Below are 18,682 nucleotides of genomic sequence, written 5' to 3'. Positions count from 1 at the left end.
AGCTCTCAGAAGTGGTCGGGGTGGACGTAGACGGAGTGGGGTCCGTTGTCCCGGTAGTTCAACTCACCGCGCTCCGCAGCCGCTTTGAGGGCATCGCGCACGGTCTTGCGATCACGGCCCACGAGCTCCGCGATGGCGGAGGGCTTCATGCCCATGGGGCCCGCGGACTTGATGGCGTCGATCGCTTCCGCGAGCCATGCCGGGCCCGCGTCGCTGTCCTTGTCTCCGCGCAGTGCGGACAGGTTCAGGCCCTGCGTGGGTGCCGTGGGCGTCTCGTCCGCGGCAGCTGGCGCGGTGGGTTCGGCGATGGTGCCGAACTGTTCGTCGATCTCTGCCATGAACTGTGCTGCCAGAGTGTCCGCGTCCGGCTGGTCGCCTTCGCTGCGGAGGGCCGACAGGTTCAGCCCGCCAGCCTTCACGGGCGTCGTCGTAATGTCAGCCCCGGTGTCGGTGCTGGGGGTGTCGTGCATCCAAGCGACGCGGTCGCTGTACCAGCGGTGGGCGTAGCCGGGTCCGGCCGCACTCGCGGACGGCTGGTCGAGTGCGGGGTGGCGCTCGGAGGTGGCGGCGACGATGTCGCGGATCTGGTTGGGCAGGATGCGCCAGTTCTTGAACAGCGCCACCGGTGACTCGGGGGTGCCCATGAACCCGGCGCCTTTGTAGGGGGCTTGGTCGGTCTTGAGTCCGCGGCTGCTGGGGAACATCTTGCCCAGGTCCATGCCCTCGGTCTCACCGCCGGTCAGTGCCACCCGTACCTTGGCCTCGCGCCGGATCATCAGGTTCCCGAGCACCGATCCTGTCGCCCCGAGCGCGGTCAGCACGGTGCGTACACCCATGGCGCGGGCGATGCGGATGACTTCCAGGATCTTCTTTGCCAGCTCCCGCATGTTCTTGTCGTTGCTGGTCAGGATCTCCGCGCCCTCGTCGATGACCAGCATGATCTGCGGAATCTTCGCGCTCACCGGCAACAGGTCAGTGTTCGCGCGGGACATCAGGTCCTGGTAGGCCATCTTCCGGTGCTTCGCGACCCTGACCGCCGTGTCGAGCATCAGGAGTGCCTCCTCGTAGGAGGCGGCCAGCCAGTCCACCCCGGGCCGCAACGGGGCCTGTCCTGCTTCCGGCTGGTGGTTGAGGGCGGGCAGGACCCACGGGAGTCCGGCCGATCCGGCGTTCAGGTCGATCACCCAGGTGAGCACGTCAGTAGCGCGGGCCAACCCGGCGAGGATGACGTGCACCATGTTGGTCTTGCCCGAGCCGGTCGGGCCGACCACCAGCGCGCACTGTTCGCGCAGGTAGGTCAGGATCTCTTCCGCGTTGGTGCGATACCCCCACGGGAGCCCGGTGTGGATGGACAGCGGCCCGTAGTCGCTCGGATAGGGCGTCTCGGTGACCAGGACGTTGACGGTGGTCACGTCGATCAGCACCCGGCCCTGGTCGATGCCGGGCCCGGCCGCGGCGGTGCAGCCGTGCGGCAGCCGCGCGTCCGACGAGAGCCGTCCGGACTCTTTCGCGATCCTGTCGTAGGTAGCTCCGCCTGCCGGGAGTTCGGCATCGATGCTGAAGCCGGTGCCGGTGGGCCACATCTCGACAGCCAGCACGCGCAGCGTGATGCCGCACACCCGCTGGATACGGTCCACCCACTCCGCAGCGATCGCCCGCCGCTCCGCGGAGAGTTCGGCGGCGACCTGGCGTTCGGCTGCGGCGATTGCCTCCTCCTCGCGCGCCTCCTCATACAGGCTCATGGAGTGTGCGGCGGCGCCGATGCCGATGCCGATGGTGGCGAGCGAGCCGAGGGCGGCCCAGGTCAGCGGCCCTGTGGCCATGGCCCAGGTGGTCCAGCTCGCGCCCACGAGCCAAGAGGCGGCGCGGGTGGCGATGGTGCGGCCGGCGTTGCGGGCGCGCAGGCCTGCGATGGCATGGCCCACGGCGCCGGCGGTTCCTGCGGCGAGGGCCCAGCCGGGGGGCATGGAGGTGGCTGCTCCGGTGGTGGCCAGGGCGAATGCTCCGGTGGTGGCGGACAGGGCGCCGGTCACGGGTCCGTGACCGGCGCTCCAGTCCCACACCGGACCGCTGGTGGCGGCCTTGGTGTTGGTGGCCATGATCAGACGTTCCAGCCCTTCTCTGCCTCGGGACCGTTGCGGGGGTCTTCGTGGCGTGCGATGTCCTGCTCGTGCACCTGCCTAAACAGCGGGCCCAGGTCCTCCGCGGCGGACACGGCGTACATCAGGGCGTTGTAGATGTCGGTCAGACCGCCCGCGACTTCCTTCTCCATCGGGAATTCGGAGTCGGAACGCTCCGCGAGGATCTGCATCGTGCGGGCGACGCTCAGCAGGGCTGCGGGCAGGCCTTCGACCATGGCCAGGATCTCCATGCAGCCGTCCGGCTCGTAGGAGTGGGCCGCGGACTCCATCTCGGCTGCGGTCTCTTCGAAGTTGAACCCAGACACGTGCGTCGCCTCCTCAGCGAACGTCGGGGATGGTGCGGTGGGTACCAGTTGAGCGGGCCGCTCCACCTGGTCCTTGATCTCGTTGGGGTCCTGCTCGGCTTCCGCATCCGCGGCAGCCTCTTCGACGTCCTGGGTCTGCCGGATCGCCGCGTCACGCTCGGCTCGCTCCAGCCGGGCCTGACCGAGCAACCTGCGGTACAGGCGACGCCCGGGGTACTGGAGCCAGCGAATGCCGAGCTTGCGCCCCAACGGCGTGGTGAACATTCCGACGATGCCCAGCGCCCCGCCCAGCAGCGCGGCAACCAGCCGTCGGCCCTGCATCCGTGCTGCCGAGCGCCACAGCGCCCGGCGGGCCCGCTTACGCGCGGGTGCCTTGCGCACCGCGGACCGCTTACCCGCGATCTCCTGCCCCGTGCGCTCATCCTTGGCCGCACGCGCCTTGTTGACCAGCGCATTGCGGCCCGACGCCACCTTGCCCACACCTCGAGCAAGGGCCCGGCCCACACGGCCCTTGGCGGGTGCGTGGGCGCTGCGGGCCGTGGCTTTCGCTGCGCGGCGGGCATCGGCGAAACCGCGGCGTGCCGCGGTGGTCTGTGCCCGGTTCGCGGCCCGCGTCGGGGCCGCATTCTGTTTGTCGGTGCGCAGTGCACGCACCTGCCCCACCCTGCCCGTGCCCCCGGGGCGGGCAGTCCCGTGCCGCCTCCCAGGGCGGGCACCGTGTGTGGCCTGCCGGTGTTTACTGCCGCTGGTAGCGGCACCGGCATGCACGCCCGTTGCGGTGCGGGGCTTGCTCCGGCCGCGGCCCGTACTTGTGCCGGCGTTCCGGTTGCGGGACTGCGACGGCACCCCGCCGCGGCGTGATCGCGTTCCGCCCGCGGTCGACGCAGAGCGCGCCCCTGTCCGTGCCGCGGCCTTGCGCGCTGAGCGCCTGTCGCCACGGCGCTTCGTGCGGGCTGCGGCTGCGGTGCCGAGGACGACCGCACCGGTCATGGCGATCGCCGCGGCGACCGGCCCACCGGCCAGGGCTACGGTGGCGACCATGCCGATGGTGCTGTTGGCTCCGGTCGTTGCCAGCGGCACGACGGGCCAACCGCCCGGCGTGTGGTCCAACTCGGCAGCCTCGGGGGCCTGGGAGCGGGGTGTGGGTGGCGGGGTGGCCGGTTCTACCGCTACCGGCTCGGTACTGACTTCGGTCATGCTGCGATCACTCCTCGGTGGAGTAGGGGTCCGGCCGGATCTGTGGAAGGTGAGGGCCGGACCCTGCCGACAGGGGCAGCAAACGGGCGCGCTGGCCTTCGGGAGTCGTGCGAGGTCAGAGCTGGTTGGGTGCGATCTCGAAGAACTGCACCGCGAGCTGGTCGATGCTCAGGCCCATGTCCCGCGCGACGACGGCACGGATCTCCTCGAACGCCTTGGCCCGGGTGCTGCCCTGCGGGCCGGTGGGTAGGTCGGCCGTGCCGCTAAAGGTGGCGAAGCGGCCTTCGCTCGCATGGACGGTCATGACGTAGTGGAAGGTCGTGCTCGTGGCGGCCGTACTCACAGCAGATCTCCTTGCGAGTAGTCGAGTTCAGACGGCTTGCTGCCCGGCGAGATAGGCGCAGGTCACGCACATTCCCAGCGAGGTGGGGATGCAGTAGCCCGCATCGATGCGGCAGTTGGGGCAGGTGCGGCGGGCAAGCATCGCCAGGGCGAGCGCGCCCCACTTGCGTGACGTCATCGGCCGTACCGGCTTGGCCCGGCAGATCTCGTAGAGGTAGGCGACCTGAACCCCGCCGCAACGGCGGCGGGCCCGGCGCATCACCTGCGCGGCAACGGGCTGCCCGCCGGGCCGCAGCCCGAGGGCCCGTAACTGCCGGCGCGTCGCGTATCCGTCCGGCGCGAACCGCCACGGAAACGTAGGGACCCCATACGTGTTGCCGGTGGGGTCGTAGCACTTGCCGAAAGCAGCGGACATCAGCCCTCACCGCCCACGGCCGTCAGGTGCGGACGGCCCGTGTCCTGCTCGCCCTCAAGTCGCTTGTAGACCTTGTGGACGTAGGTGGTGGACCGGGTGGACTTCACCGCGGCCTGAGCGATCGTGTCGCCCATGACCCAGCACGTCCGGATGACATTCAGCGCCTCGTCTGCGGGCAGCTTCTCCCCCGCAGTGGCCCCTTCCTCGTCCCGGGTGGACGACGGGGGGACAGCGAGGGGATACACCTGCTGTCCACCACAGATGACCAGCCGCTTTACCGCCGGATCCGACTCCTGCGGCGCGACCGGCTGCGCGTCTGGGACCGGGGTGAATGCCGGGGTGGCCGCGGAGTGAACGGGGACGCCGTCCCCCTCATTCACCAGGGGACGCAGTTCCGCGATCCTCGCGAGGATCGCCCGCCGGTAATGGGTGATCGCCTCGGCCAGAACGATCAACAGCACCGGGGGAATCGAGTGCAAAACCAGCCCCGCCGGGTCCACCTCCCGCGGCACCCCGAACGGGGAGCCGTCCGGCCACAGAGAGGCCCAGCAGTTCATCAACCACGTGCCCAGACCGGCGAACCAGCGCAGCCCCGACGCCCACCCGGACGGGTTGACCCCGTGCTCCGACAACCTGCCATCCACGATCAGCACCGCCCCGAGCGCGACGGCAACCATGGGATCGAGCAGCCACGCGATCCACGGGGAGATGTGATGCTCGATCCCGAACAGCGTCACATTCGTCGCGGTGAACGCGAGCGCCACCACCGCGACCGCCACCAGCACCTTGGTAAGCCCCGACTGGAGCGACTGCAACGCCGCGATCTGCTGGCGGGGCGAGGTTGGCCGCTTCATGGCGACACCCCGACCGGCACCGCTTCCGCGACGCCCGGACGTTCCGTCGCGGACGAGGGCAGCGTCACCGGTGCGTAGCCCACGAGATAGACCATGGCGCCCGCGTACTCGATCGCCGCTTCCAGGCACAAGGTCGTACCGTCGCCCTGCACGTGACCAGTCACTGCGTCCGGGCTGATCGCAAGCGCCGCACGCCAAGCCTCGAACCCGGCAATGTCGTGGTGGAGCGCGAGTTCCAGCCGGTCCGGGTAGATCGGCGACACATGCACGTGCACGGCCGGCAGATCCGGGAAGTCGACCGCCAGCATGCGCAGCACGCGCAGCGGGGCGGTCAGGTAGTTCAGGGTCAGGTCGTTCATGCCGCAGCCCTCTTGCCCGCACGCGGACGACGGCCCACGGGACGCGTCAGCGGGACGACGTTGAACAGCTCCGGGGCAAACGCCTCGATCGCCTCCGCGGCAACCGCGCTCACTCGGTCCGCAAGCTCCGGACTGTCCGCGAGGATGTCCCGAGCCGCATCTTCGCGAGCCGCCCGCTCCACCTCGCTCTCACCCTCGACGCCCAGCCACAAATCCAGCGGGGTACCCAGAGCAAGTTCTACGAACTCAGCCGCCGTAACAGCCACATGACCAGCAACGATGTACTTCATGGGTCGTACTCCTCTCACAGTGGAACGGCCCGAACAGCGGCCCCGGTGTTCGAGCACCGGGGCCGCACGCCGTTGTGAACCGGGGAAATTCCGGCTCCCCTCAACCCCGCCCGTACGAGACGGACGGAGGAGGCAACCGGCCACAGCGCGCGGAGCGCGGTGGAAGAGTTGAGAACGTGCAGAGCGCGCACCCTTGGGTCGCGCTTAGACCGCCTTTTCTGAGGAGACGGTGGCCTCATCACGCTGTTGAGTTTTCAAAAAGCAGCCGCTGTCTTCGGACCCTTCTCACGGGGTTCTCCGAGCGGTCTTCAGATTGACCCGTGTCAATCTGAAGGTCAAGCGGTTCGGTCGTCAGAGCTGAGATTGACCTAGGTCCGGTTACGCTCGGGGCTATGGATTCGAGCCCCGCCATCAAGGCGACTGCCAAGGAGATCGCCGCGCACTACCGCAAGGAGATCGCAGATGGGAAGCGTGCTCCTGGCTCCCAATTGCCCCCAGCGCGTGATCTGGCCAAGAAGCTGAGCGTTCAGCTCATGACCGTGCAGAACGCCTACGGCCAACTTCGCGATGAAGGCTTGGTTCTCACGCAGCAGGGGCGAGGGACCTTCATTCGAGACCCATCGGTCCCCCTTGGCTCCGAACCAGGCAGTAGCCCGGCCTTCGCCGCCCTGGCGCAAGAGCTCAGCTCGATTCATGAGGCCCTCCGTCAGGTCGGTGAGCGCCTGGACCGCCTTGAGCAGGCAGTTGGTGGCGACTCCCCAACCTCGCGTTGAGCTCAGTGAGATGCAGAGCTTCCCGTTTGGCCTTTTCTCATTGATCGCTGACATGCCAATGAGCATGCAGCTGCGAACGACTGAGGACCCGGACAGTTTGTCCGGGTCCTATTTCCTTGCAGGTCAATGGGGTTGAGGATGCGTCATTTCATGGCTTCATCCACAGCGTCCAGGACAGCATCCCAGGGCAGAACGCGTCCCGCCGACGCCTCGCGAGGCTCATAGAGCGGCCACACGTCTGGCCCGTACACGAGCCGCACGCCCCCATCCCGGAGGGTGTCGATGTGTCGTTGCCACGCAGGATGTCGGGCGTGCGCCGCATTCACCCGAGGGAAGACGACAACGGGAAGCCCGAGCGTCCCTATGGCTTCTCCTACCTGCGTCAGCGCCTGATTGTCGGCAATCCCTGTTGCAAGCTTGGCCACCATGTTGGCGCTGGTCGGTGCCACTACGTAACAGTCGACAGCCGGATGGGGTCGTGTGTCTGCGGGAAGCCGCGGCACATCCCTCACCGGTAGACCAGTCAGCTCTTCCAGTCGGTCCAGTTCGCCACTCGTCCGCAGCCAGTCCCCAGCCGTAGGGGTCAACGTCACGGCAACCCGCCAACCGCGGTCCATTGCGGGCTCAACCAGCCCGGTACGGAGCACTTCCACCCCGCCGGCCGCCGAACCTACGACACCCAGAACCCCACGCTTCCCCGTGCTCACTGCACCGCCCTGCATCGTTGAGCCATCACGAACACCTCGGATGAGCGCGAGCCCGCAGTTACAGGCGATTGCTTGGTCAGATCCCGGAGCGTCTCGCGCACGCGAGGATTGTTGCGTACGAGCTGAGGGGATGTGCGTTCCGCCTTGCGTAGCTCCGCAAAGGCCTGGTCGCCGTTCCCGGCCAACGACAGCGCACGGGCGAAGTCGATCCGGTGGGACACACTCCGCTCCTGCGGCATGTGGTCGACGTTGATGTCGCCGTTCTCGACTACGTACCCGACGTTGTCCAGGTCCAGCTCAATAGACAACCGATGCAGCTGGACATTCGTGGGGCCGAATCCCGTCTGCCAGTAGTTCTCATCGGAGCCGAGATCGTCCGCGAGTTCTTCAGCGCTGTCCAGGAGGCGTGTTGCAGTCGGCCGGTCCTGGTGCCGCGCAGCCGCGACTGCGGCTCGCAGGTGAATCATGCCGAGCAGGCTCAAGGCGTTCGGATCGCCCTCCGCTACCCGAGGAGCCAACCAGGTTGCCGTAGCGTCGCCCAGCTGCATCGCAGCTTCGTACCTACCGTTCGCGAGCAGTGCATGCGTGCCTGACCGCGCAGCTGAGGCCAGTACCAAGGGGTCATCGGACGCATCCGCCGCTTGCATTGCGCGTTCAGCCGCCAGCCAGGAGATGTCCGACTCCCCGATCTTCGCGAGAGTCGTGGCCGCGAGGTGGTGCGTCCGGGCCGATACTGCCCAGCAGTCGTGCTGGTCCTCTTCGCGACGTGCCGCGCGATCCTCCAGCTCTTGAGCGGTCTCGAGTAGCGCCGGTAGGGCAGCAATCACGCTGCCCACACGACCGCCCTGGTAGTCGTTCCATGCCTTCTCGACGCGTACGGCTGCTGGGGCGGGGGTCGGGAGTTGCGCGTCCACCTCCGGTCCGAAGAGGAGGCGTGAAAGCCGCCGCGGGCTCATGAGCGCGTCGCGCACGGCCGGCACGTCATCCTGCTGCTTCTCGTCCTCAACCAGCATGGTCTGGCCCACCAGATCCCCGAGGGGAACCCGGAGGATGCGCGCGAGCTCCGCGAGCATGTCGATGCGGGGCGGCTTGCGACGTCCAGTCTCGGCCTTCGCCAGCCAGTCTGTGCTCCTGCCGACCAGTCCGGCCAGCACCTCCTGCGTGTATCCGCGCCGCTTCCGGTAGAACGCGATTCGTTCGCCGATGCTGAGGTGATCTCCGAGACCACGCATGGGGTGTTGCCTCCCGTTGCTTCGTAGGGGCACGCATCCATCACGGTACCGAGCGGCGTTCGTGACAGGTCTGGGCGTGCGTTAGAAATCGAACACATGATTGAATCTTGCTCATGGCCCACACGCCACCGGTGCCGACCTGTTGTGGCGGGTGCAGGCCGGGCGTCTGCTGCCGGTCATGCAGCCGCTGCCGGACGGCACTCATCTGACCCTGATCGCCGACCGCCGCTCCGGGGACCGGCTGGCCAACTGGCTACACCGCGGGCGCAGCGCCCCACTGCCACAGCTGACCGCCATGACCATGCGCGTGATCAGCTACCAGATCAGCGTCACCGCCGCCGACGGCACCTCGCGCTGCAGCACCGTCCGCCTGGTCACCACCCTGCTGGACCCCGACCGGCACCCGGCGGCTGAGCCAGCCGCCCTCTACCACCAGCGCTGGGAGATCGAGACCGCCTACTACGGGCTGAAAGTCACCCTGCGCGGCGCGGACCGTGTCCTGCGTTCCCGCACCGTCGACGGCGTCGAGCAGGAGCTGTACGCACTGCTGGCCGTCTTCCAGATCTCCCGCATCGCCATGGCCCAGGCCGCCACCGCCACCGGCATCGACCCCGACCGGCTGTCGTTCACCATCGCATTGCGCACCGCACGGCACACAGTGATCACCGCGGACACCTCCGGCCCGGCCCGACTGGCAGCCGTCCTGCTCGACGCACGCAACCTCACCACCCCACGACGCCGGCAGCGCACCAGCCCCCGCTGTGTGAAACGGACCCTGTCGCCCTACGCCTACAACAAGACCAGCGGCAGCGTCGGACACAAGACAAACGTGACCATCACCGTCACCCTCTTGACTGGCCCCGCCAGACCCAAACTTCCCGGTCTTGGGCTTTAGGCAGCCACCATGGGGCGAGCCTCGAAGATCGGGGCCCACATCGGGCTATTGCGGGCAGATCCAGAGACTGCCCGAGTCGCGGGAAGCTTACGGGCCCCGATCTCTCGCCCCATGGCAGCTCCCGCCCAAAGCCGCTCCACCGACCTCTACCGCATTACTCCGCCCGGCGAGATCATCAGCCCTTACGCCTCTTACTGCGGTCGAATCCGTTCAACTCGCTGCTAACGTTATTTATCTCGACGTAGGCAGAATATAGGCGCGGGATCACGAAGATGAAAACGATCAACACATAGGAACTGAGCCCTGCCGCCAAGGCCGCCCAGAATCCCTGCAATTGACCGGCCTTGGTAGCTCCCACGTTCATCCCGATGACGAGCGCAGCAGCATCAAACGCGCACACAAGCGATCCCGTTAGGAGATGCGCGGCTGTTTCGTCCAGCATCCCCCTCTCGACTTCAAATCTGCTTGCGCCACCGGAACTATCCCATTCGGTGATCTTCAATCGCAGCGTCGATAGATGCGTAAACGCGCTGAGCATGCCTCCCGCCATCAATGCGACTCCTGTGAGTAGAGCGGCGGGGGCTGCGAGACGACCGCCCCTGCCCAGCATCAGAGCGAATACAGCTACGGGAAGGAGCAGTGATAGCCGGGCGACAATATCTGCACGCGGCCGCGTCGTGTCCCGGCCATCCGTGAGTCCCTTCCAGTGCCCACGAAGCACCGGCAGGACGTTGAACCTTTCGGACACGACACGCCTCCCCCAGAGTCAGGAGACGGGCCACTCGATGGCTACCTTTGCAGCAGGCTGCAGCGTGAGCGCCGTCTCTCTTACTGCAGCATAGAAGCTGGGTGTGACAACGGGCTGATGCTCCGACAGGCGGTAGGTGAAGACCTCTGCCATCTGATCAGGCTTGACTCGCTTGATCTGGCCGTCGGGATCTTCGATCTCGACCCATCCATCGTCAAGGTCCATGTTTTCGATCTGAGGTCCCACGATGGCCGCCAGCTGCTGGACGCCCTGGGCCGTGGTCACGGCATTTCCGTGCTCGCCGTTGGCCTTCTTGTTGCGCCGATACCAATCCCTGACTACTTGAAGAGTTTGGTCCATTCGTCCGGTTACGGCGAGGGATGCCGTAATCTCAACATCCCTGACGTCACGGGTTCTACCAGCGGTCACGGAATGCTTGACGAGAACCAGCTTCTGAGCTTGTCCCTCGCGGATCATCTCAGCGAGTCGATCTTCATCCGCTAGCGCATCTACGGTGATCCGCCACCAGGCACCTTCGCGAGCCCCCTCCGTGGCTTCATCCCGCGACTTCTTCTTCATCCAACCCGTGAGTGAAGAAACGGGACATGCGCGCCCGATTGTCTCGACGGCCATGATGCCTGTGTCGCCATCGTCAGGGAAAGCGAGAACTACGCGATGCAGATTACTCGCCGCTTTGTCTGAGATGTCAGAGTCACTCTCTGCGTCATCTCCGATTGCTTTCCCGTGGCTTCCAATCTTTCCAGCCCACACCGTGGCACGAATGGTGTTGTCGACGACACGTACTTCTTCAACTCGTATCGCGGGCTGACCGACGGAACCTGACTCCTCAAGTTTCGCCTGTCCCGGCTCCGTTGGGTCCCCGATAGCCGTGCCTATTGAAAGTGACTTGAGGAGACGCTCGGCTATCTCCGCGTAGGGATCACCGCCACAGTCCTTGAGGTTCACGGGAGTTCGCTTGCTCCCTCGAAACACCTGGAAGCCGAAGAGCCGATACCCGTAGGTTGCCATGGGCGGTCCTGACGTTCGTAGTTCCCTGACTGCATAGAGTAAGGAAGGGGTGACGCTCTCGTCCATCCCTGTCCGGAATTCTCTGACGGTACTGAGCGCCTCGACTCCAGGTTGTGCGTGAGCTCGCATCTTGGTGACTGGGGGCGGGCGCGAGTGCGGTCTACTTCCCTTGCGGCTTCCTCGGGTCAAGCAGCAGCACGTGCACGACTGTCGTGATGATGAAGGCCCAGACAACGACTGCGAACCATCCGTTCACCTGGGGTTGCACGATGGCGAAGCCGAGGACGGTCGCGCTCAGGACGGTGTACACGGCCGTGATCCGCCACCCGACAACGCGCCGGTACGAGGCGACGATGAACGGGAGGCAAGCGAGGACCGACATGCTGAGGAGGGGGACGACGGCCCAGGCGTACCGGTGCCATGGCCGGCTGAACATCCGCGGCCGAGTCGTCTGCGTCAGGTACGGGCTGGGATGGTCTCGTGGCGTTCCCATGCAGCACAGCATGGCCGCTCTTGGGTTGCTTGGTCAGGGGTTGACAAGCATTGATGTGAATTGGCCGCGCCCAGCAGTGACCTGGAGCGCCGGCCGCCGAGGACGTTCTCCGAAGCTGGGCGGCGACTGTCTTGTCTGCCAGTGCCGTTGCGGGGGCGCAGCTCGTAGCCGTCTGGCTCAGGCTCTACAACGGTCGCGCGCCGATGCGACCCGAACGCGCCCTTTCGACCCTAAACATCCGTGCTCACTCTCGAAACCATGGGGGCGACTGGGGGCAACCACGGGATCGTTTGCCAACGCTGTCATGACGACGGCCCGACGGTAGGTGAACGCGGCCGCATCAGTCTCATGGCCCTGCTCTGCGGACGCTGTTGGAACGCGCACGCCAACGAGATTGCCATCCACGAGGGCGCCACAGACACGCCCAGGCCCGACCCCGATCCTGATGACGTGTCTCCGTACGAGCCACCGTGCTGCCCTCAGTGCAAGGCTGAGGTTAGGCCCTACCCCACCAACTATGACCGGTGGGTCCATCTCGCTACCAGGGACTACCCGGCGAAGGACGTGCCTCCTCGCTATCGCTGGCGGCTTGTGTCCATCCGGGCTCGTTACTCCAGCGTCCCCATGGATGTTGTGGCCGTGCGGGTCCGCGGAATCGAACCGCTTCCCAGCGACCTCGTACGCCCTGCCCATCGGGCGGTGTGCCTCAGCCCGGATGCCATGGATGAAGTCGAGCAGGAGCAAGTCTCGGGCCCGTAGGGCAGCGGTAGGCGAGGTGGAAAACATCGGAGGCGCGGCCCAAAGTCGCGGACGGCTCCGAGCAGGGATCTCGCCAGACTCGGGTCCGGCACGTACCCTCAACCCTTCTTGTGGAATTGACGGAGCATATAAAGCACGGCACCTTCGGTGACATCTTCGGTGGTGCAGGCGCGCCGGAGTGACGTCGGCGAGGACACCGCGGCTGCCGGATGGAGGCACTTGCCCCGATGTGTGGGTCAGCGGTGCTTCTCTAGGGATTGAAACACCGTCTGGCCAGGGCGTTTAACCCTGTGTTCTTGACCCTCTCCAAGACCGGTCCGACCGCTCGATTGCCCCTAAGTAGAACCGCTGCCGGCTGGCCCGTTGGATGATGGCTGGGACAATGTCGATGCATCTTGGGGAGGGGGTCCGAAAGAGCCTCTAAGCGAGCCCATAAAGTCTCTGGGCCCCATACCCAGACGCCTACCACCCCAGAGGGTTGCTGGCCCCAAGAGAAATATCAATGCCGCAGGCACGGAGGCGGCAGGTGGCACACCCACAGCAGTGGCCAAACCAATAACAAGAGCCGCAACCGCAGCACCCAGAATGACAATCCAAGCGTCGCGACGGTCGCGCTGTGTATTCGTCGAATTAATGAAGGCGGAGTTTGCTTCGGTGGCGTCGGGAATGTCCAGTAGAGACATCCATCTCTCATCAATTAGCCGCTCTAGCACATCCCTATGGAGGCGAGCGAATTCCGGCAATTTGTCCGTGCCGTGTCTGAGAACCCCCTGTGTAGCTATCCTGAGTTCGTTTTGTACTGCGGTGATGTGCAGGGAGACTCGCTCATATTGCTCCGGGGTGGCCGAACTCCATCTCACCTTGGCAAAGCTTGACAATTCATCGCTAAATTTCTTCGCCAGATCATCGAGGGTCAGAATACTCCCCGACCCTTTGATGATCCAGTAAACCTCCTCCAGTACGAGGAAGCATCTTCGCACAGCGCCAAGGTCTGCCGCCAAGTAGGAAAGGTGGAGCATCATGCGATGAAAGGCGATGAGCGCCACAACGGAAATTACTATTCCTCCGCAGAAGGAGACGAACTCATTCAGGTCGCCCCACGAGTAGGTTCGATCCGTTAGGCCCGGAGATTTTCCGCCGCCGATGATTCTGTCGGAGAATGCAAGGAACGCCGCCACAGAGACGAAGAGTAGAAGTATGTTTCTCCGGAACCAGGTAAAGGCGGAGTCCGCCTTCGCATATTTCTCGGAGTATGACTTCATGCTTTTCGTTGGGGCGTTGCCGACAGCGCGAAGAGCCGTCACTGCGTGACGCACTAGAATTCTACCGTGGCGTTTCCTCTGAGGTATCGGTACGGGAATCAAGGGGAATAGGCTGGGACTCTTCCATGGCCTTAGATAAGACCCAAGGAATCTCAAGTACGCGAAAAAAGCGTACGTGAGTACGGGGATCACAATCCAGGTAAGTGCAAAACTCCCTACGGCTAGTTGCCAATCATGGAGTTTCAATTAGTCCCCCCGCTTAAGTCGATGCCGAGATATCCACGTTTGATGCGACTCCTGTGGCATCGGATAGGCTACCTTGTCGTCCAATTCTTGGTATGCAACTTTCAGGAACTCGATGGACTCATTGGTCGGTGCGGTTATCGACTCTGTGCGAGTCGGCCCCGCCGAGGGTTCCGAGAAGCGGACGCGTGATCGCCCCAGCGCGTTCGCTGTACCAGAACCGTGCCCTGCCAAGGCTCAAGGTTCGGGTGCGGCCGGAGTATCGGCCGCCCTGGTGGGAGATCTGCAATTGACGGCCAGGTAGCCGCTCCAGCCCGCTCGGGGCGAGCCAGAGCGTTTGCTGCACTGATGCATGCACCTACCGTGTCCCAGACAGCGGGCCCGTCCATCTCAGCCGGGTGAGGCAGGGGTGCGTGGGCCATGTGTGGGCCAACATGCTGGAAGAAATGGTCGGCTAGCGCATAGGCGCAGGTCACACTGCGGTGCGGCCGTGACATCACGACGCTCTTGAAAGCCGTCTCCCTCCCGTGGCACTCACGGGAGGGAGACGGTTGGGTGCTAGCGAAGCGCTTCGGTGTGCAGGCGTCGGGCGGTGGCAGCGAGGAGCCGGCGAAGCTTGTCCTTGTTGACGCCGTAGGTCTTGAGGGCGTGGCAGTTGGGACACAGGGCGATCATGTTTGAGGGGATGTCAGGTCCGCCCTTGGCCAGGTCTTGTACGTGGTCGACCTGCAAGATTGGCTCGCCCGCTGTAGTGCGTTCCTTGGGGTGGCCGGCGCACTCGGGGCTCTCGCAGTTGTCCTTGCTGCGTCGGATGACTGCCGCTCTTGCGCTGGGGTCGCGGACGAAGCGGTCAGCGAGTGAAGGCTTCTTCAGCTGCCCTCGCTGCTCGGCTTTGGCTTCCGCGTTCTGCGTCAATCGCCGGTAGGCGTCCTCGTCACTCTCCGAGGTGTCGCGCACTTCTGGGTCTAGGTCGCTTGGGCGGTAGGCGTTTGTGTCGTCGTGCAAGGCGCCCGTGTCAGCATCGAGCGCATCGAGGACATCCGCCGGCCACGTCTCGCGCTCCGGCGAGGGCACGGGGGCCAGTACCCATAGAAACTCCCGGCGCCACTGCTTGTCCTCTCCGACGCCCCATCGCAACCGGCGTTGCACGATGACGGTCCACGTTTCGAAGCTGAACTGCTTCTGGAAGGGCTTGTGCCAGTAGCGCAGAGGGCGGCCGGCAGACTGGTACTCGGCCATGAGCTCATTGCCGTCTGTGATCTTCTGGTCGCCCGAGAGCCCGTCTCCGACGTAGGCGATCCAGTCCGTATCCGGCATGCGGCCGTCGGCGTACGGCCCCTTGTCGTCCGAGAAGGCGCTCAGGATGCCGTCGGCGGTACAGCCGATGCCTGCCATCTTCTGGCCGCCATAGGTGCGCCAGATGGCGTCTCGGTCCTTGAAGCTTTCACCGAGCTGGGGGCGTAGAGCGTCGGCCCACCTGCCGGCGAGCAGGTCGTGCAGCCCGAAGTCCTTCAGTAGGTCGGGAGGCAGCGGGAAGAAGTAGCGCAGGATGAGTCCGGCCGCGGCTGACGCTGCGGCTTCAGGGTGCGATTGCAGCAGAACGTAGTCGTCCTCACGGAGCCCGCCGGCGGGGTCTACCTGGTTCAAGGACTCCGGGGTAGGGCGCCGCCCGCGGCTGGTGAGGACGAGATCCTCTGCACGGTCCAACACCCACAAGTCATCGCGCACGAGTGCCCAAAACGGGTATCGCACGCCGTCCATGCCGTCATCGACCTGGGCGTACTTCTCCAACAGCGGGGCCACAGCATCGCGCGTAGCCGACCACGATCGCATACGTGGGGCGCCGGCCACAGCCTGGCCGATGGCCCACAGGAGAAGCACGGGCCGGTGCAACGCCGGGCCGGCCGCGCGCCGTGCTGGCCGCACGTCTCCCACACGTCGGTGAAAGGTTTTGGGCGGCTCCACGACGGTGAAGCCCTCCCGCCTCAACCAAGCCACCGCATGCTTGAGACCACCACTGAGCCCGGGGGACGAGGGCTTGAGCGCTACGCCGAAGTCGTACAGGTGGGCAACGCCAGCTATGGCCTTCGAGTCGTACTGCCTCCCCTCGTGCACGATTAGGTAGGTTGCAGCCGCGCGGAAGCCGTACTCAGCACGGAAGGCCTCCGTCCCAAGTCGGTCGTGCTCAGCAATCGCTCGCAGGATCCCCGCGCGCGTGATCTCGGAAGGTGCCATGGGTGACACCGTAGATCAGAGCACTGACAACGGACTGGGGTCCTTCCCTACGAGGGCGTTAGGCGCGACGCATGGTCGTAGCTGTATCCGCAGAGGACACTCCGGTCTCAGTTGCAGTCTCAGTTGGTGCTGATTCCGGTTTGGTTCGCCACGGGCATCGCATCCTCGATTAGGCGTAGGCGAAGCAGAGCTGGGCCCTCTAGTCGCGACCCGGAGCTCTCAGTTCAGGTCATCGAGGCCCGTACAGGCGGCGTGGGTCGGCTGCGATGGCGGGTGTTCGCCTGATTAACGGCGTGAGCGCCTGCGACGATGTCGGCATGCCGACGCCTGGAACCCCTCTCCCCGCTGCACTCATCCCGGACTGCACCAAACCGGAAGCTCACCACGCGGCCTACAAAAGCGCCAAGACCGCCGACGCGATCTTTGTGTGCATCGCTCGCCAGGGATCGCGCTGGAAGGTGGAGCTTGACGCTTTTTCCAGCAGTGGGCCCACCATCCCGGACGAGGCAGTGGCTGTCCTGCGGTCTGCGGTTGAAGTATTGGTATCTGCTGGCACGGTGACGCAGGCCAACATTGCACCTGACTACATCTCCATATGGGCGATCGAGAGTGAGCAGAAGGCACGCGAAATCGCGGCCGCGTTCCATGCCGCCATGCACGGACTCCGGCAGCTGTATATCGCCGTTCCAATCCCGCGTAGAAGGGTCTAGCCTCCGAGGCTCGCGGTGCCTCACGCCGAGGCGGGCGGTACGGCCAGCGGACCACGGATCTGCGGACCACACGCCGGCTCCTGCGTCGCGCGCAGTGAGCTAAGCAAGCCTTGGAGAATTCCTGGAGATGATCTTGCGTCGGGATCCCTGATGCACCAACGGAGACCGATACTCTCCAACGCCCTGACCTGCACATTTGGCTTAGAGCACAGATAGGCGATCTTCCAGGGCCTAATTCGGGACGAAGAGGTCGTGGGTTCAAATCCCGCCACCCCGACGCTGCAGTACGAGGTCAGGGCCGGTTTCCTTCAGTGGAAACCGGCCCTGCTTCGTTGTGCGTGACCAACTGCGTGACTACCCCCGCAGAGCACCATGGCTTCGGCCACGCTTTGGGAACTCAGCCGTGACGACGCCGCCGCCTCCGCTGAAGCCAACTCGCGCTCAGGAACGTGACAGCGATGACGGATATAACGACGGCGCCCAGAATCGCCGTCGCCCCCGCTGAGATCACGACAATGGCCCACCAAGGCGGATCACCTTGCATGCTCACCCCTCCTGATCGTCTCCCAATGACGCCAGGGAGCAGGGGGCGGTTCCCGGAAGCGAAGCCAGGCGAAGTCGCGGTACAGCACGGAAGTACAGCAACCGCAGCAACGACCATGCCGTGAGCCGCGATGGGCGGGTGGGTAGCGGTTCACGAGCCCTCCTTCGGCCGAGCCGAAGCACTTCCGGCGACTCGGACGCGGCCGTCCCTGACCAGTGCGACACGCTTGCGGCACACCTAAAGGTCGTGCGCCCCTCCGGTCCGCTCGAACCGGCTGAGGGCCGCCGTGAGCTGGAAGGCACGTGGGTCAGTGTCGCCACCCACGCTCATAGCGTGAGCCCCTCTGCGTCGGAGCGCATTCCGGAGCCGGACTCTCAGGTGGAAGCGTGACGCCGGTCGTGACGACACTGGAAGCATGAGAGGCCGGACTTCATCGGAAGGTCCACCGCCGCGGACTGCAACCGCGAAACGGGTCGACTACACGGGAGCCGTGTACGGCTCACTGCTTGCCGCCTCGGTGGTGGTCGGCGCCGGATCGCTCGGTTCGTTCCCGCGCTTGGAACTTGTTCTGTTGCTGCTCTGCACTGGTGTGGTGTTTTGGGCGGCGCATGTCTTCGCCCGCCTCTTCGGGGAGAGGATCGCGTACGTGCCAATGAGCGGCCAGGAGATCCGGCGGGTGTGTGCAGCCGAGTGGCCGATCGTCAAGGCAGCGGTCCCACCGGCCGCCGCGGTCGCCGTCAGTCCGCTGCTGGGGCTCGGACCGGAAGGGACCGTGTGGCTAGGCCTCGGCGTCGCGATCGCCGGCCAGGTCGGCTGGGCGGCGATGGCGGCGCTCCGCGCGGGCGCGACCGGCCGTCTGGTACTGGCCGCCGGGGCGGTCAACCTGGCCCTCGGCCTCCTCATAGTGGTCCTCAAAGTCGCCCTGAAGCACTGAGTGCGCGTACCTAATTACCCATCGCGGGTGAGGGCTGGTTCCCGGCTCGCGCCGGGCATGGAAGGGCTCGGCCGACGTGCCGGATCCGTGCCGGATCGAGCGGTCACGCACGGTCAGCCGGGGCGTGTGGAGGTGCACGGCCGGCAAGCAGGCGCAGCGTCGCTGTAGATCCGCTGACCTGCGACGTTCGGTTGGAGGGTGGGACCAGGCTTATA

At 65.5% G+C, this 18,682-nt stretch carries 19 protein-coding genes; 5 read left to right on the top strand and 14 right to left on the bottom strand.

Features of this window, described 5'->3' with window-relative positions; all coding sequences use genetic code 11:
* Positions 1–5 precede the first annotated feature (5 nt).
* The 7 genes from OG966_RS22430 to OG966_RS22400 all read right to left on the bottom strand — a co-directional run bounded on the left by OG966_RS22430 (position 6) and on the right by OG966_RS22400 (position 5,903).
* Positions 6–2,099 carry a hypothetical protein gene (locus tag OG966_RS22430; protein WP_326651570.1) on the bottom strand — a complete coding sequence of 698 codons (2,094 nt, stop codon included), beginning with the start codon at positions 2,097–2,099 and terminating at the stop codon, positions 6–8.
* Positions 2,100–2,101: 2 nt separating this feature from the next.
* Positions 2,102–3,643 (bottom strand): hypothetical protein, encoded by a 1,542-nt coding sequence (locus OG966_RS22425; protein WP_326651569.1) that lies wholly within the window; start codon positions 3,641–3,643, stop codon positions 2,102–2,104.
* 115 nt (positions 3,644–3,758) lie between these two features.
* Positions 3,759–3,986 (bottom strand): hypothetical protein, encoded by a 228-nt coding sequence (locus tag OG966_RS22420; RefSeq protein ID WP_326651568.1) that lies wholly within the window; start codon positions 3,984–3,986, stop codon positions 3,759–3,761.
* 27 nt (positions 3,987–4,013) lie between these two features.
* Positions 4,014–4,400: an RRQRL motif-containing zinc-binding protein gene (locus OG966_RS22415; RefSeq protein ID WP_326651567.1), complete on the bottom strand. Its 387-nt coding sequence runs from the start codon at positions 4,398–4,400 to the stop codon at positions 4,014–4,016.
* The gene (locus OG966_RS22410; RefSeq protein WP_326651566.1) at positions 4,400–5,254 is read right to left on the bottom strand and encodes a hypothetical protein; all 855 of its coding nucleotides are present in this window, start codon (positions 5,252–5,254) and stop codon (positions 4,400–4,402) included. Before OG966_RS22410 ends, OG966_RS22415 begins: the two co-directional genes overlap by 1 nt.
* On the bottom strand, positions 5,251–5,613 hold the full coding sequence (locus OG966_RS22405) for a hypothetical protein (RefSeq protein WP_326651565.1): 363 nt from the start codon (positions 5,611–5,613) through the stop codon (positions 5,251–5,253). The genes OG966_RS22410 and OG966_RS22405 overlap by 4 nt, the downstream gene beginning before the upstream one ends.
* Positions 5,610–5,903: a hypothetical protein gene (locus tag OG966_RS22400; protein WP_326651564.1), complete on the bottom strand. Its 294-nt coding sequence runs from the start codon at positions 5,901–5,903 to the stop codon at positions 5,610–5,612. The genes OG966_RS22405 and OG966_RS22400 overlap by 4 nt, the downstream gene beginning before the upstream one ends.
* A 392-nt stretch (positions 5,904–6,295) precedes the next feature.
* Here OG966_RS22400 and OG966_RS22395 point away from each other — a divergent pair, with 392 nt between their 5' ends.
* On the top strand, positions 6,296–6,676 hold the full coding sequence (locus tag OG966_RS22395) for a GntR family transcriptional regulator (protein WP_326651563.1): 381 nt from the start codon (positions 6,296–6,298) through the stop codon (positions 6,674–6,676).
* 143 nt (positions 6,677–6,819) lie between these two features.
* Here OG966_RS22395 and OG966_RS22390 read toward each other — a convergent pair whose 3' ends face one another.
* Positions 6,820–7,398, bottom strand: a complete 579-nt coding sequence (locus tag OG966_RS22390) for a flavoprotein (RefSeq protein WP_326651561.1) — start codon at positions 7,396–7,398, stop codon at positions 6,820–6,822.
* Positions 7,380–8,615, bottom strand: a complete 1,236-nt coding sequence (locus tag OG966_RS22385; RefSeq protein ID WP_326651560.1) for a helix-turn-helix domain-containing protein — start codon at positions 8,613–8,615, stop codon at positions 7,380–7,382. Before OG966_RS22385 ends, OG966_RS22390 begins: the two co-directional genes overlap by 19 nt.
* 178 nt (positions 8,616–8,793) lie before the next feature.
* On the opposite strand from OG966_RS22385, the gene OG966_RS22380 reads away from it, so the two are divergent.
* Positions 8,794–9,510, top strand: coding sequence for a hypothetical protein (locus OG966_RS22380; RefSeq protein ID WP_326651559.1), 717 nt, complete (start codon positions 8,794–8,796; stop codon positions 9,508–9,510).
* A gap of 175 nt (positions 9,511–9,685) precedes the next feature.
* Here OG966_RS22380 and OG966_RS22375 read toward each other — a convergent pair whose 3' ends face one another.
* The 3 genes from OG966_RS22375 to OG966_RS22365 all read right to left on the bottom strand — a co-directional run bounded on the left by OG966_RS22375 (position 9,686) and on the right by OG966_RS22365 (position 11,780).
* Positions 9,686–10,258: a hypothetical protein gene (locus OG966_RS22375; RefSeq protein WP_326651558.1), complete on the bottom strand. Its 573-nt coding sequence runs from the start codon at positions 10,256–10,258 to the stop codon at positions 9,686–9,688.
* Between the two features lie 18 nt (positions 10,259–10,276).
* On the bottom strand, positions 10,277–11,287 hold the full coding sequence (locus OG966_RS22370; protein WP_326651557.1) for a hypothetical protein: 1,011 nt from the start codon (positions 11,285–11,287) through the stop codon (positions 10,277–10,279).
* Positions 11,288–11,447: 160 nt separating this feature from the next.
* The gene (locus OG966_RS22365) at positions 11,448–11,780 is read right to left on the bottom strand and encodes a hypothetical protein (RefSeq protein WP_326651556.1); all 333 of its coding nucleotides are present in this window, start codon (positions 11,778–11,780) and stop codon (positions 11,448–11,450) included.
* A gap of 258 nt (positions 11,781–12,038) precedes the next feature.
* Between OG966_RS22365 and OG966_RS22360 the strand changes: the two genes are divergently transcribed.
* The gene (locus OG966_RS22360) at positions 12,039–12,539 is read left to right on the top strand and encodes a DUF6083 domain-containing protein (protein ID WP_326655322.1); all 501 of its coding nucleotides are present in this window, start codon (positions 12,039–12,041) and stop codon (positions 12,537–12,539) included.
* Between the two features lie 335 nt (positions 12,540–12,874).
* On the opposite strand, the gene OG966_RS22355 is transcribed toward OG966_RS22360, so the two are convergent.
* Complete coding sequence (locus OG966_RS22355) at positions 12,875–13,801, bottom strand: hypothetical protein (protein ID WP_326651555.1); 927 nt, start codon at positions 13,799–13,801, stop codon at positions 12,875–12,877.
* An 801-nt stretch (positions 13,802–14,602) separates the two neighbouring features.
* On the bottom strand, positions 14,603–16,279 hold the full coding sequence (locus OG966_RS22350) for an HNH endonuclease signature motif containing protein (protein ID WP_326651554.1): 1,677 nt from the start codon (positions 16,277–16,279) through the stop codon (positions 14,603–14,605).
* Between the two features lie 293 nt (positions 16,280–16,572).
* On the opposite strand from OG966_RS22350, the gene OG966_RS22345 reads away from it, so the two are divergent.
* Positions 16,573–16,989: a hypothetical protein gene (locus OG966_RS22345; RefSeq protein ID WP_326651553.1), complete on the top strand. Its 417-nt coding sequence runs from the start codon at positions 16,573–16,575 to the stop codon at positions 16,987–16,989.
* Positions 16,990–17,948: 959 nt separating this feature from the next.
* Entirely contained in the window at positions 17,949–18,467 is a 519-nt protein-coding gene (locus tag OG966_RS22340) for a hypothetical protein (RefSeq protein WP_326651551.1), read from the top strand.
* The last annotated feature ends 215 nt before the right edge of the window (positions 18,468–18,682 follow it).

It is taken from the genome of Streptomyces sp. NBC_01750 (assembly GCF_035918095.1).
GTDB lineage: Bacteria > Actinomycetota > Actinomycetes > Streptomycetales > Streptomycetaceae > Streptomyces.
This window is presented reverse-complemented; position numbering and strand designations above follow the sequence as displayed.